The sequence below is a fragment of the Alcaligenes sp. SORT26 genome (genome assembly GCF_017377875.1).
Classification (GTDB): Bacteria; Pseudomonadota; Gammaproteobacteria; order Burkholderiales; family Burkholderiaceae_B; genus Alcaligenes; species Alcaligenes parafaecalis.
In genome coordinates this window covers 2,115,149-2,129,148 of sequence record NZ_CP070975.1, presented here as the reverse complement: position 1 = coordinate 2,129,148, position 14,000 = coordinate 2,115,149, and the positions used below count along the sequence as shown (strand labels likewise).

General features: G+C 55.6%; 12 protein-coding genes. 9 read left to right on the top strand and 3 right to left on the bottom strand.

The annotated features are described in order from the left end of the window. Positions 1-64: 64 nt before the first annotated feature. Positions 65-967, top strand: coding sequence for a LysR family transcriptional regulator (locus tag JYG33_RS09825; protein ID WP_207872062.1), 903 nt, complete (start codon positions 65-67; stop codon positions 965-967). A gap of 53 nt (positions 968-1,020) precedes the next feature. Here the strand turns inward: JYG33_RS09825 and JYG33_RS09820 are convergent, their stop codons facing one another. Further along, a complete protein-coding gene (locus JYG33_RS09820) occupies positions 1,021-2,334 on the bottom strand; it encodes a short-chain fatty acid transporter (protein ID WP_207872059.1) in 1,314 nt (437 codons plus the stop codon). 363 nt (positions 2,335-2,697) lie between these two features. Here JYG33_RS09820 and JYG33_RS09815 point away from each other — a divergent pair, with 363 nt between their 5' ends. From JYG33_RS09815 to JYG33_RS09800, 4 genes are read left to right on the top strand one after another with little or no spacing between them, the layout of a single operon-like run. Further along, positions 2,698-4,743, top strand: a complete 2,046-nt coding sequence (locus JYG33_RS09815) for a TonB-dependent receptor (RefSeq protein ID WP_207872056.1) — start codon at positions 2,698-2,700, stop codon at positions 4,741-4,743. A gap of 38 nt (positions 4,744-4,781) precedes the next feature. Beyond that, positions 4,782-5,861, top strand: coding sequence for an ABC transporter substrate-binding protein (locus tag JYG33_RS09810; RefSeq protein ID WP_207872053.1), 1,080 nt, complete (start codon positions 4,782-4,784; stop codon positions 5,859-5,861). Then, positions 5,858-6,874: an iron ABC transporter permease gene (locus tag JYG33_RS09805; protein WP_207872050.1), complete on the top strand. Its 1,017-nt coding sequence runs from the start codon at positions 5,858-5,860 to the stop codon at positions 6,872-6,874. The genes JYG33_RS09810 and JYG33_RS09805 overlap by 4 nt, the downstream gene beginning before the upstream one ends. Next, complete coding sequence (locus JYG33_RS09800; RefSeq protein WP_207872047.1) at positions 6,871-7,638, top strand: ABC transporter ATP-binding protein; 768 nt, start codon at positions 6,871-6,873, stop codon at positions 7,636-7,638. Before JYG33_RS09805 ends, JYG33_RS09800 begins: the two co-directional genes overlap by 4 nt. A 15-nt stretch (positions 7,639-7,653) precedes the next feature. Here JYG33_RS09800 and JYG33_RS09795 read toward each other — a convergent pair whose 3' ends face one another. Further along, positions 7,654-8,214 (bottom strand): MarR family transcriptional regulator, encoded by a 561-nt coding sequence (locus JYG33_RS09795; RefSeq protein ID WP_207872044.1) that lies wholly within the window; start codon positions 8,212-8,214, stop codon positions 7,654-7,656. A gap of 290 nt (positions 8,215-8,504) precedes the next feature. Between JYG33_RS09795 and JYG33_RS09790 the strand changes: the two genes are divergently transcribed. The 4 genes from JYG33_RS09790 to JYG33_RS09775 all read left to right on the top strand — a co-directional run bounded on the left by JYG33_RS09790 (position 8,505) and on the right by JYG33_RS09775 (position 12,047). Continuing rightward, the gene (locus JYG33_RS09790; RefSeq protein WP_207872041.1) at positions 8,505-9,476 is read left to right on the top strand and encodes an amidohydrolase family protein; all 972 of its coding nucleotides are present in this window, start codon (positions 8,505-8,507) and stop codon (positions 9,474-9,476) included. Positions 9,477-9,478: 2 nt separating this feature from the next. Further along, complete coding sequence (locus JYG33_RS09785) at positions 9,479-10,303, top strand: alpha/beta hydrolase (protein ID WP_207872037.1); 825 nt, start codon at positions 9,479-9,481, stop codon at positions 10,301-10,303. A gap of 81 nt (positions 10,304-10,384) precedes the next feature. Further along, the gene (locus tag JYG33_RS09780; RefSeq protein WP_207872034.1) at positions 10,385-11,437 is read left to right on the top strand and encodes a 2,5-dihydroxypyridine 5,6-dioxygenase; all 1,053 of its coding nucleotides are present in this window, start codon (positions 10,385-10,387) and stop codon (positions 11,435-11,437) included. Continuing rightward, complete coding sequence (locus JYG33_RS09775) at positions 11,424-12,047, top strand: N-carbamoylsarcosine amidohydrolase (RefSeq protein WP_222668715.1); 624 nt, start codon at positions 11,424-11,426, stop codon at positions 12,045-12,047. The genes JYG33_RS09780 and JYG33_RS09775 overlap by 14 nt, the downstream gene beginning before the upstream one ends. 1,430 nt (positions 12,048-13,477) lie before the next feature. Here the strand turns inward: JYG33_RS09775 and JYG33_RS09770 are convergent. Continuing rightward, the gene (locus JYG33_RS09770) at positions 13,478-13,996 is read right to left on the bottom strand and encodes an aromatic-ring-hydroxylating dioxygenase subunit beta (RefSeq protein WP_207872028.1); all 519 of its coding nucleotides are present in this window, start codon (positions 13,994-13,996) and stop codon (positions 13,478-13,480) included. Positions 13,997-14,000 lie beyond the last annotated feature (4 nt).

Below are 14,000 nucleotides of genomic sequence, written 5' to 3'. Positions count from 1 at the left end.
AGGCAATTCCGTATTGGAATGATTGATTAGGCTGAAATAGAAATACGTAAGCAGGGGGAGTGAAATGAAGAATCTGGATTTGGTCCAGTTGCGTACTTTTCTTGCCGTGTTTCGAGAGGGTAATGTCAGCCGTGCTGCTTTGACGCTGGAGTCCAATCAATCTACGGTGAGCAAGGAAATCGCGAAGTTGCGTCTGTATTTTGGTGATGTCTTGTTTTTGCGTACGGCTCAAGGCGTCGAGCCGACACACAAGGCGCGCGCTTTGGCCCCCCGTATTGAGCAGGCCTTGAGTTTGCTGGATGACTTGTTGCTGACCGATAAGGAGCAGCGTGAACCACTCAGTCTGGATGTTCGTTTTCGAGTGGCAACGACGGAGTATCTGTCTTACTTGTTGATTCCGGCCCTAACGGCGCATTTGCAGCGGCATGCCCCGCAATGCAGCCTGGAGGTCCTGGATATGGCGGATTTGGGGGCTGAGGATTGGTTGCTGGGCGGGCGAGCTGATCTGGTTCTGTCATCGTCGGCAGCGGTGTCTTACCCTCTGTTTCGCCAGGAGCTTTTTCATGACCGTTATGTGGTTGTGATGAGAGCTTGCGGACGTAATGGCCAGGCTATGGACTTGGACGAGTTTTGCAGACGTAGCCATATTGGGGTGCCTGGCCATAACGGCAGCCGTGAGCGTCGTTTGGCTGATGCTTTGCAAACACGCCAACTACAGCGCCAAGTGCAAGTTAGTCTGCCCCATTTTTTGGCAGTTCCTGGCTTGTTGGCGCGTACCGATTTCGTAATCAGCTTGGCTGAGCGTATGGCTCGTCTGCTCTGTGTCGGGCACAATCTGGACGTGCTGGACCATCCTTTGGATTTAGCCCCGTTTTGTGTGTGCCAGACTTGGCATGAACGCACGCGTGCCAGTTCTGCCTACGCCTGGTTCAGGGAGCAAGTCAGTCAGGTCTGCAGTGAGCTTTAGATAGCAAAGGGCCCGCAGCTAGCGGGCCCTTTCACTTGTATTGCTTGGCAGGTTTACAACCAGGTCAAGCCAATCGAAATCACGATACCCGAAACAATGAGCTGAATCAGGCAAAAGCCCATGATGTCCTTGGCTTTCAATCCGGCAATAGCCAGTACTGGCAAGGCCCAGAAAGGCTGCAGCATATTGGTCCAGGAATCACCCCAGGCGACAGCCATGGCGGTGCGAGCCATATCGGCGTCCAGCGCCTGAGTAGCGGCAATCACGACCGGGCTTTGTACGGCCCATTGTCCACCGCCCGAAGGTACAAAAATATTGACCAGACCGGCGCTCATGAAGGTCCAGAAAGGCAGGGTGGTGGCGGTGGCAAAAGACACCATCCACTCGGACAGGCTGGCAGCCAGACCGGAGTCGATCATGATGGCCATGATGCCTGCGTAAAAGGGGAACTGGATCACAATCCCGGCACCGCCGCGGATGGCTTCATCCAGGCTTTTCAGCAAACGACGTGGTGTGCCATGCAGCAAGATAGCCAGAATCAGGAAGGTGAAGTTGATCACGTTCAGGTTCAGGGTCGCACCGCGCAGCACGTAGTAGTCAAACAGGTAGGCCAGGCCAGCGACACCAATCACAATCGAGATCAGGCGGCTGTTTTCCAGACGGTCCGCAGGACGATCCGTGGTTTGGGTGGTGTCATCTGGAGCATCTTCCAGCAACTTGGGATCCACATAAATGCTTTCTTTATCGCTTGGCAGCATCAAGCGGTTGATCAATGGCACCAGGATAAACAGGGCGATCACAATGGCCAGATTGAAGAAGGCGAAGATAGTGTCGGATGTACCGATGATGCCAATCTTGTCTTCGGAAAAGTGGCCCGAGGTGGCAATAGTCAGTGGAACCGAACCGGCCAGTCCACCGTGCCAGACCAGAAAGCCAGAGTAGGCACTGGCAACCAGCAAGCGGTAGTCAACACGGACCTGACGGGCCAGTTCTTTGGCGAACAGGGCACCGACTACCAGACCGAAGCCCCAGTTGATCCAGCTTGCAGCCAGAGAAACCAGAGTGACCAGAATAATGGCCGAGCCTGCGGAGCGAGCCAGAGAGGCCAGACCACGCAACCAGCTTTTTACCAAAGGTGTGCTGGCCAGCATGTGCCCAGTTAGCAAGACCAGCAGCATTTGCATGGCAAAGGTCAGCAGACCCCAAAAGCCATTGCCCCAATACTGGATGATCTGCATGGGAGAGCGTTGCTCAAAGGCCATTGCCGCAATCCCGGCAATCAGTGTGAGCAGAATGACGAAAATATACGGATCGGGTAGATAGCGTTCAACCAGGCGGACCGAACCGCGCGTCATAGCTTTAAACATAAATTGTGCTCCTGTGGATTTGCGCCAGTATTTGCGCGGGTCCTGTGTCTTGGGATTGGATTCGGTGCCCATTTGTGCGAGCACCTTGCTGACAGCATGTTGATAAAAATGCTCAGTACAGCCGTATTGTTGGCGAGAAGCCGCAAATTGGGAAGACGGGAAAACCTGAACCTTAAAGTTTCTGGCTAGTTGTAGTTCTTCGCTATATGCTTTACTATATAGCGGTGTTTTCGAAAGAACCATCACTCATCGCTCGATGATGGGTTCTATTTACGGGCCCCCTGGGGCCCGTTTTTTTTTGCAGTGCATTTTTGTGTAGTACCAGTTCATAAACCAATTAGAAAGATCGAATAGGGAAGTGGAATGAGACATCAGTCCAAACGCGCCACAGCAGCGCGTCATCAATCCGTTTGTTTTGTACCTCGCGCTTTGGTCTTGAGCCTGATGGGGGTCTTGGCAGTTAGCCAGGCTCACGCTCAAGAAAACGAGGATCGCGTTTTCCAGTTGGGCAAAGTGGTCGTGCAGTCCAATCTGAATCGTGAAGCTCCCTTGGGAGAGAGCGCGGTTAGCCAGAAAGAAATGCAGGCTTTTGATTTGCGCGACGTGGGTGCCGCCGTCAGTGTGCAGCCCGGCGTGACCGTTTCGGCGGGCGGTGCTCGTAATGAACAAATGGTCTATGTGCGCGGCTTCGATTCGCGTCAGGTGCCTTTGTTCCTTGACGGTATTCCACAGTACGTGCCGTACGACGGCTATGTGGACTTCACCCGTTTCACCACGATGGACCTGAGCGAAATTCGCGTGGCCAAGGGTGCAGCTTCCTTACTGTATGGCCCCAACATCATGGGTGGTGCCATCAATCTGGTGACCCGCAAACCCGTTAAAGAATTTGAAGGCGAGTTCCGTGCTGGTTACGCTACGGGCGATCAGCGTTACAGCGCCTTGAACGTGGGCACTAACCAGGGTTCCTGGTATTTGCAAGCTGGCCTGTCCTGGTCGGGCGAACGTACTTTCCCTTTGGGCCGTGGTTTTGAGGATCAAAAAGCACGCCCTACCGATACCGGCGGCATGCGCAGCAATGCCTCGCAAATGGACAAGAAAGCATCCTTCAAACTGGGTATCACCCCCAATGCTACGGATGAGTACGTCATTGGCTATGTGAACCAGAAAGGGCAGAAAGACAATCCGGTCTACACCGGCGTGAATGATGCCAAGCTGGGCCAACGCTACTGGCGCTGGCCTTACTGGGACAAGGAAAGCCTGTACTTCCTGAGCTCCACCCGGGTTGGTGAGAGCAACACCATCAAGACCCGTGTGTACGAAGACAAGTACAAGAACGGTCTGGACATGTATAGCGACGGGCAGTACGCCACGCTGACTGGGCCGACTAGCGAGTACACGGACCGTACCCGTGGTGCGGCGCTGGAGTGGGTGAACACCAGCCTGGACAATCACGAACTGCACTTTGCCTTGCACTACAAGGAAGATCAGCACCGTGATCCCAAGCCCGCTGGCACGGAACACTATAAAGACGTAACCACCTCCCTGGCTTTTGAAGATCGCATTGCTCTGGGCGAGCAGTGGCAACTGCGCGTTGGTGCCAGCCACGAGCGTCGCAAAGCCAAAGAGGCGCATAACTTTGAAACCGGCGATACCGATGCCACCAACGGTCTGCTGGAGCTGGGTTACGACTGGAGCGAAGCGATGCAGGTCTACGGTAGCGTGGCCTACAAAACCCGCTTCCCCACGATTAAAGATCGTTACTCCAGCCGTATGGGTTACGCCCAACCCAACCCGGATCTGAAACCAGAGCATGCCATTCACTACGAGCTGGGCTTGCGTGGTCAGCCATGGGAAGGTGCTCAACTGGAATCGGCACTGTTCCTGAGCCAGGTGCGTGACATGATTCAAAGCACTGTTATCCAGGCACCCGGCTGTGACAAGTACCGTCCTGTAGGCTTTTGTGATCAGGCCACCAACGTGGGCAAGGCTCGTCAAATGGGTCTGGAACTGTCCTTGCAGCAGGATTTTTCGGCGCACTGGTCTGGTGGCCTGGCATACACTTATTTGAATCGTCGCAATCAGTCTGATCCAGACGTCAAATTGGTGGATACGCCGAATCACCGTCTGTTTGCTCACTTGAGCTGGAAGCCGACGGCACAGTGGGAAGTAATGGGTTCGGTGGAAACCGAAAGTGGCCGTTACTACTCCTACGCCAATAGCAAGGGCGATCAGATTTACGAAAAAACACCGGGCTTTGCCTTGTTGGGCTTGAAGGGTATCTGGCGTCCGAATTCGGACATCACCCTGGAAGCGGGTGTACGTAACCTGGGCGACAAGTTGTACCAATATAAAGAAGGCTACCCCATGCCCGGACGTGTCTGGTTTGTGGGCGGAAGCTATCGTTTCTAAAGCACATCGTGCTTAGCAGTTAAAGGGGGAGAGGCGGGATGAAGCGTCGTGATATATTGCGTGCCTTGGCGGCACTGCCGATTTTGGCGCCTCATGCCCGCTTGCTGGCCCAGTCTGGGGAGGCTGGGGCCAGTACCTCTATCAATTTGCATATCAGCGTGGCGGGCAAGCTGCCCGACCCGGCCAAGGTGGGCCGGGTGGTGGCCGCTGGTCCGCCCGCTTCTGTGCTGGTGTATTGCCTTGCGCCGCATACTCTTTTAGGTTGGCCTTTTCAGTTGGCGCCTGCCGCGCAGGGCCAGATGGCCGCCGCGGGTTTCTCCTTGCCTTATCTGGGCCGTCTGGCTGGTCGGGGCAGTACCTTGTCCCTGGAAAGCCTGCTGGCTTTGAAGCCCGATATGGTGGTGGATATAGGGGATGTGAATCCCTATTACGAGTCGGCCGCCAAGTCCGTGCAGGAACAGACCGGCGTGCCCTATGTTTTGCTGGATGGTCGTTTGAATGACAGCCCGGCGCAGTTGCGTCAGGCAGGGCATTTACTGGGGCAGGCAGAGCGCGGTCAGCAATTGGCCTTACGCGCTCAAGTTATTCTGGACATTGCCCATCAGGCTGCCCGACCCCGAGCCAAGGGCTTGAAAGCCTATTTGGCACGCGGTAATGATGGCTTGGAAACTGGTATGGGTCAGTCCATTCATACCGAAGTGCTGCGGCTGTGTGGTTTGACGGTCATGGGCGACGAGAAAAGCGATAATCGGTTGGGCCGTATTTCTTACGAGCAATTATTGGCTTGGGACCCGGATATTCTGTTCGCCCAGGATGATGCTTTTTTTGAGTTGGCCAAGACTCAGGCTCCCTGGAATCAGCTCAAGGCTGTGCGGGAAGGACGTTTGTATCGTGTTCCGGCCTTGCCTTTTGGTTGGCTGGATGGCCCGCCGGGAATCAATCGTCTGGCCGGTGTGATCTGGCTGAATGCCTTGCTGGAAGGTAGTGAGGCCATGCCACGCATGCTGGCAGAGTTGCAGGATTTCTACTCAGCCTTTTACGGCATGTCTTTGGACAGCGAGCAGATCAAGCGACTGGTGCAAGGGCTGGACCCCTTGGGTTCAACACAAAACTCATGAAGCTGGGTTTGCCCTACGGGCTGTTGCTGCTTTTTCTGGGGCTGATTCTGGCCGTCCTGGTGGTGTTTGCGCTGGGGCAGGGGGCTTACCCTTTGTCGGGGACAGATGTGCTGCGAGCTTTAGCGGCTGGTTTTTCAAGTGACCCGGATACCTCGCAAAGTCAGGCGGTACGCGTCATCTGGGATCTACGCTTACCGCGTATTGCTGCGGCTCTGGTGGTGGGGGCCGCGCTCTCTACCGCAGGCGCCGCCTACCAGACCATGTTTCGTAATCCGCTGGTGTCGCCCGACATTCTGGGCGTGTCCTCGGGGGCGGGCCTGGGGGCGATTCTGGCTATCTATTTGAACCTCTCTTTGTTCGGCGTGCAGATGGCCGCCTTTGTGGGCGGTTTGCTGGCCGTAGGCATTGTTCTGAGTCTGGCGCGCATGTTGCGCCATCATCCGCCGATTTTGATTCTGGTCTTGGCCGGGATGGCGGTTGGCACCTTGCTGGGTGCCGCTTTATCGCTGATCAAAATTCTGGCCGATCCCTATTCTCAGTTGCCTTCCATGACCTTCTGGTTGCTGGGCGGCCTAAGCGCGGTGCGCTCCTACGAAGTCTGGCCTGCTGCGATGATGGTGCTGGCTTGTGTCGTTCCTGTCTGGCTGCTGCGCTGGCGTATCAACGTACTGGCCTTGCAGGATGATGAGGCGCGTTCCCTGGGCATGCCCATTTCCGCCTTGCGTTGCCTGCTGATTATTTGTGCCACCTTGATGACGGCAGTGTGCGTGGCTCTGGCGGGCATTGTGGGGTGGGTGGGTTTGTTGATTCCGCATGTGGCTCGCTTGCTGGTGGGGCCGGATTTTTCGCGCCTGTTGCCTGTCTGCTTGCTGGTAGGGGCTGCCTTCCTTCTGTTGACGGACACGCTGGCACGCAGCATAGGCACATTGGAACTACCCTTAGGTGTGCTGACGGCCTTGGTGGGTGCCCCCGGCTTCTTGCTGTTGCTGGCTCGTGGTGCGAGGCAGCGATGAGCGAACAAGGCTTGGAGGCTCTTGATCTGGCTGTCGGCTATGGGCGCAAGCAAGTAGCCAGCAATCTGAATTTGCGTGTGCAGACCGGGCAGGTCGTCTGTTTGCTGGGCCCCAATGGCAGTGGCAAGTCCACCCTGTTGCGGACTCTGCTGGGCTTGCAGCCGCCGTTAAGCGGGCAGGTCAGGGTGCAGGGCAAACCTTTGGAGCAATGGAGTCGTCGCGCTCTGGCTCGACAACTGGCGTATGTGCCGCAAGCGCAGGACTCTGCATTTGCCTTCACGGTAGAGCAGTGGGTGCTGCTAGGTTGTGCCAGTGAGCTGGCCTGGTACACCCAGCCGAGTGCGGCAGACCGGCAATGGGTAGGGGTTTGCCTGGAGCGTCTGGGCATAGGCCATCTGACTGAAAAACGCATTGATCAGATCAGTGGCGGAGAGCGTCAACTCTGTGTGATTGCCCGTGCCTTGGCGCAGCGTTCGCAGTTTCTGATCATGGATGAACCCGCATCCAGTCTGGACTTCGCGAATCAATTACGCGTGCTGGATCAAGTCTCGCACTTGCGTCAGGAGGGCTTGGGTGTGCTGTTGTGCACGCATCAACCCGAGCATGCGGCCCGCGTGGCAGACTGGGTAATCTTGTATCGGGATGGGGGCATCTTGGCGCAAGGCCAGCCCCGCGACATGCTGAGTCAGGCCAGTTTGCGCCAGCTATATCAACTGCCAGCGCATGCCTTTGAACTACCGGATTGGTACGCGCGAGGGGCCTGAAGCCCCCCGAACCTCTCACATATTCTTCAGCGCTGCACGACCGTATTGGTTGTTGTGCTCCACGACGCGCGTCAGCATGGTCATGAAAGTTTGGCGCTGCTTTGCGGTCAGTGGATCCAGCAGGCGTTCCTGAGCCAGATTCATGCCGGTGCTGATTTCCTTCATCGCTGCCAATCCTGCCTCAGTGATGTAAGTCTGACGGGACCGGCGGTCCTCGGGGTTGATGCGGCGCCCCAGCAAACCTTTCTCTTCCAGCCTGCGGATGACATCGGCTGAGGTGGTGCGATCCAGCCCCAGTTCATAGCCAATAGTCGTTTGATCCAGCCAGGGCGAACCCATCAGCACAGACAGAACACCGTGCTGGACAGGGGTGAGGTCACTTTTGCACTCCTCGTAAAACATGGCGTAGTGAATCTGGTTAAGACGGCGAACCAGAAAACCGGGTCGGGACCACAGCTTGCGTCGATACAGCTCGGCATTTTCTTCTTCCACTGGACCCAGGATTTCGGCCCCGTCGGCGTCCAGTCGTTCTTCTTGCTTTAGCTCGGCGTGATTCTTCATGGATAAGTCAGTCATCGATTGAGTGGCCTTTTGCCCATTGCCCGACAGGCAACAAACAGAAAGCGGGACGACCTGCAAAGGGTACGGCTGCAAGGTCGGCGTCTACAAGGAAAGCAGGACTACGCTAGCGTGAACAGCAGCCCCAATTTCTGATTTGTGGTCATTTCTACAGGCACTGTCCACGCCCCAAAGTATATGTGATTTCCCGACTTGCTGAAAACAATAATAATCAGCATACTGATAGATATTGTTGGGGGGTCAAACGATTGACCTTAAGTAAATCAATAATTTAGGGAAAATTTACGGTGAAACGTATTAAAAAAATAGCACTGGAGGAGCACTTCAACGCCGTTGGCTTTGAGGATTATTCCAAGGCCTTTGTCAAACATATTGACAGTGCCGACGCGCGTGAACTGATGGCTCGTTTGCATGACTTCGATGCACAGCGTCTGGAGGTAATGGACCGTGCCGGCATCGAATACGTCGTGCTGTCGCAGACCGGTCCTGGCGTGCAAGTGGAAAAGGATGTGTCCGTCGCTATCGAGCGTTCACGTCAGAACAATGATTTCCTGGCGCAGCAAATTGCACGCCATCCCGACCGCCTGGGTGGCTTTGCCACTTTGCCCATGCAAGACCCGGCTGCCGCAGCACAAGAGCTGACGCGCGCGGTGCAGGATCTGGGCTTGAAAGGTGCTTTGGTGAACGGTCACACGCATGGCGTGTACTACGATGGCCGCGAATACGATGCCTTCTGGGAAACCGTGCAGAAGCTGGATGTGCCGTTTTATCTGCACCCGTTTGATGCTTACGAAATGCCTCACGCATACTCTGGCCACCCGGAGCTGATGGGCGCAACCTGGGGTTGGGGCGTAGAGACTGGCACCCACGCACTGCGCATGTTGTTCGGTGGTGTGTTTGACCGTTGTCCGGAAGTGAAACTGGTGCTGGGTCATATGGGTGAAGGCCTGCCATTCCAGCGCTGGCGCTACGACAGCCGTTTTGCAGTCTACCCGCACGGTGTCACCCTGAAGCGCAAGCCGTCCGAGTACATCGGCAGCAATATTCTGATCACCACTTCTGGTGTCTGTTCCGCCCCGACCCTGATGGGCGCGATTGGTGAAATGGGTGCCGAGGCCGTGTTGTTCTCCGTGGACTACCCTTACGAATCCACCGAATTGGCAGCAGATTTCATCGAAGCGGCACCGATGGATGACAAGACACGCGAGCTGGTGTGCTACGGCAACGCCGCCCGTCTGTTCAAGCTGGACCGGAGCTAAGCATGAGCACATTTCTGTACGGCGCTCATGTGCACGCCAATGGCATTCGTCAGCATTACCTGCGTTTTGGCGGTTCCGTCGGTGGGCGCGATCAGCGTCCTGCCGTCATCATCGTTCCTGGCATTACCAGCCCGGCCGTGACCTGGGGCTTTGTAGGCGAGCAGTTCGGCAAGCACTTCGATACTTACATCCAGGACGTGCGTGGTCGTGGTCTGAGCGAAGCAGCGGAAGGTATGGACTACAGCCTGGACGCACAGGCGGATGACTTGATCGCACTGGCTCAGGCTTTGGGTTTGAAAGACTACATCGTGGTTGGTCACTCCATGGGTGCGCGCATTGGTTTACGTGCGGCTCACAAGAGCAGCGATGGCTTGAGCCGTCTGGTGATGGTTGATCCTCCTGTATCCGGCCCAGACCGCCGTGCCTATCCTTCCAAGTTGCCTTGGTACGTGGATTCCATGGCGATGGCTCGCAAGGGTTGCACCGCAGAAGACATGCGCGCCTTCTGCCCGACCTGGACTCAAGAGCAACTGCAATTGCGTGCTCAGTGGCTGCACACCTGCCACGAGCCTGCGATTCTGGCCAGCTTTGAAGGTTTCCACACCGATGACATTCATGTCGACTTCCCGCATCTGAACGTCCCTGCTTTGTTGATGACTGCCGAGCGTGGCGACGTGGTGCGTGATGAAGATGTGGCCGAGATTCAGCAACTGGCCTCTGGCGTTCAGCACGTGCGCGTGCCTAATGCTGGTCACATGATTCCTTGGGACAACGAAGCCGGCTTTTACGAGGCCTTCGGTGATTTCCTGGGCCAGCGCTTGGTGTGATGTTGAAAGGGCCGCATGGGCGGCCCTGTCGTGATAAGGCATGTCGGTTTGAAGCCGAGGTGTCTCACAAGGAGAGACTAAATGGCAGTGAGTGATTACCAACTTATCGAGGCATGGCAAGAGGTTCTGCGCCTGTCCAAGCTGGAAGCGGGTCAAACAGTGACCTTGCTGACCAGCTCCACGACCAATCAGCAAACCATGCAGTGCGCGCAGATCGCAGCCCAGTCCATGGGCGCAGTGGTGAATCGTCTGGATCTGTTGCCTGTCAATGCAGAAAAGGCCTTGAGCCGTGACTCGTTGGCCTACTTGGGCACCACGCCTTTGACGGGTAATGAAGCGGCGATTGCCGCGCTGAAAGCCAGCGATCTGGTTCTGGATTTGATGACTTTGTTGTTCTCGCCCGAGCAGATCGACATTTTGAAGTCCGGTACCAAGATTCTGTTGGCGGTGGAACCACCAGAAATTCTGGTCCGTACCGTGCCGACCGAAGCGGATCGTATCCGTGTGACAGCGGCGGCGGGTCTGATCAAAGCCGCCAAGGAAATGAGCATCACATCTCCCGCAGGCACCAATCTGCGTTGCCCTTTGGGCGAGTTCCCGGCTATTCGTGAATATGGTTTTGTGGACGAGCCCGGTCGTTGGGACCACTGGCCTAGCGGTTTTGTGCTGACCTGGCCTAATGAGTTGGGTACCAACGGCACCATCGTGATCGACAAGGGCGACATTCTGTTGCCGCAGAAAAAGTATTCCTCCGAGCAGATTATTCTGACGGTGGAGAATGGTTACGCCACGAAGATCGAAGGTGGTATTGAGGCGCAACTATTGGACGAGTACATGAAGTCCTTTAATGACCCCGAAGGCTACGCTATCTCGCATATCGGCTGGGGTCTGCAACCGCGTTGTCATTGGTCTACGCTGGGTCTGTACTCGCGTGAGAACACCATTGGCATGGATGCACGTGCCTTCGAGGGTAACTTCCTGTTCTCCCTGGGCCCGAACAACGAGGCAGGCGGCAATCGTACGACGGCGTGTCACATTGACATTCCTTTGCGTAATTGCACGGTTAGCCTGGACGGTCGTGCCGTAGTGCGTGACGGTAAGGTATTGGATGGAGGTGTTGGTGAGTACGAATGAAGGAGCGGTTTACGCTCAACAAGGTTTTGGGTCGACGCTGGAGCCTAAAGCTCCGTATGGCTTACTGATTATTGATCTGGTGAACGGTTTTGCCGACCCGGCGGTATTTGGTGGCGGCAATATCCCTGAGGCTATCGAGAACACGCAGACCTTGCTGGCAACGGCTCGTGAACAGGGCTGGCCTGTGGCTCACACCCGTATTGTGTATGCCGACGATGGCGCTGATAACAATATCTTCAGCATCAAAGTCCCTGGCATGCTGGGTCTGACCGAAGACGCGCACAACAGCCACATCGTGCCTGAGCTGGCTCCTGCACCGGGCGAGTTTGTCGTTCGCAAGAATGTACCCTCCGCGTTTTTTGGTACGCCCTTGGCAGCTTGGTTGACCCAACGTGGTGTGCAGACTTTGCTGGTTGCCGGTGCGGTCACCAGCGGTTGCGTGCGTTCCAGCGTGGTCGATGCGATGCAACTGGGCTTCCGCCCCTTGGTCGTCTCTGATTGCGTGGGTGATCGTGCAATTGGCCCGCATGAGGCCAACCTGTTCGACATGCGTCAGAAGTACGCCACCGTGGCAACGCGTGAAGAGGCGATGAAGTTGATTGGTCTTTAATGCCAGTCAAGCTCTTGAGTATTTGAGAAGAACGATGTGTTCCATCATGGCCTGGATGGGCGTCCGTGCTTGATGGACATGATTCGTCGTTAACAAGTCTGTTTTGATAGTCTTGTGATTGAGTATCGGTGGTCTGCCGCTTGGGGGCGGACTATCGGACCTGTGCCCCTGGGAGCCGTATGGCTCTCGGGGGCGTTTTTCTTCTGGACGTGCCGTTTGGGCTTTGTGTGAGGGCGGTGGATAGTTTTCTTGTGCGGCCCGGGTTCGGCTTGTCTTGGCGGGGCCCTTGCCCACGCTGCGCGTGGGTGCCCTTGTCAGAGTGCCGGGGCGGGCGGGTCGTGAACTCGGAGCGCGATTTGTCCCCCGGACAAACCGCAAGCGTGCTCCTCAAACAGCACGACCCTTGTATCCCGCCCCGGCACTCCGCCTGCGGCAAGAGCCCTGACTCGCCCGACAAGCCGAACCCGGGCCGCACAAGAAAACAAGCAACATGGTTTAAAGCCCAAACGGCACTTGCAGAGGTGGGATGAAAGGTAGGGGCTCAGATTGGATGGGTGGAGAAAGGAAGGGAAGGGAGGGGAAGAGGATGGGGTTTGCTTTGGCTGAGGCTGAATGTTCTCGGGGTTTGGGGATATTAGTTTAGATGTGGTTTTTTTAATTGTTCTTTTGTGTTTAGAGGGAAAGTAAAACGAAGAGTGGCAGTGGAGTGTGTTTTTAGAGATTCCGTGAATGAGTAGAGTTCTTGGTGTGCTATCAGGACAGGTCACGCAGTAAACAGCAAGTTAGTCCTGCTCGCGGCTTTTGAGTTGTTGATGTGACGAAGCCGATTTAGTGAATGCGAAAGGGCAAGACGATAGGGTTTTAGGGGGGGGCAGAAGAGCAGAACGATATGCGCTTAGGAAACGTAGAAGAGCAAGGTACGAGACCCTGTTTGTTTAAAGAGTCTGTCTGTAAGAGATTGGTAGATAAAAAGCCATTGTGAGCCGTTCAGTCAGCCTGCTGAGGTGTTGGGGCGGATCAGAGTGCTTGCCGCGGTCAGGAGATAGCGTAGGGGTGCAAGCATCCTGCTGTCTGAGCCGGACGCTTGTACTTGGTCCGGGGGACCAAGTACCCGGCGAGTTCAGGATGCGCCCGTAGCTATCTCCTGACAAGGGCATCGGTGCGCAGCACCGGCAAGTGCTCAGCCCCAACACCTCAGCAGGCTGACTGAATGGCGTCTTCACAGAGTCTTCTTTCATCTCCAGGATCAATCTTCCCCCTCAACCTGTGCTAACAGTTCCAAAGCCTCATTCCACTTTCCAAAAAATAAGCAAAAAATAAGCAAAAAAAAGCACCCCTCAACAAAGAAAGGTGCTTAAAGGAATCAGAAGACCCTCTGACTCAAGTGGCTCGGAAACAGCTATAAAAAAAACAGATATAAGAAAGAAGTCTTACACCGGAAACACCAGGTCATTCGCCAGGATGGACGTATCAAAAATCACCTGACGTTCCTTGAGCATCAAGCGGCCTTCCTCGCGGGTGAACGTATCAAAATAATTACCCACCAGATGCACTGTAGAAGGCCCTTCCACCAAAGTCTGCATCAGCATGAAATTGGCTTCAGCCTCGATATCCCCGTTGTCCGCCTCGCTGACCACACGAACATCCGTCACCAGATGCAGCATGTAGCGCGGCGCATACATTTGCGTGCGGGCAATAGCCACCGCGCGATCGTGCATCATGTTGCGGCCTTCGGCATAGACCAGGCCCACCAGCAGCTTCAGGTCCGCGTTCTCGCGTGAAGTGACGCGATACAAGGCGTCCTCCACAAAGAACATGGGCCAGTCCTCAACATTGCCACGATCCAAAGTGGCACAGTACTCGGCATTGAACAGCTCAATTTCCGCCTTCAGAGCCAAAGCGCGCTCACCAGAAACCTGGGCGGGTTTGAAAGAAAAATCCATTTTCATAAGT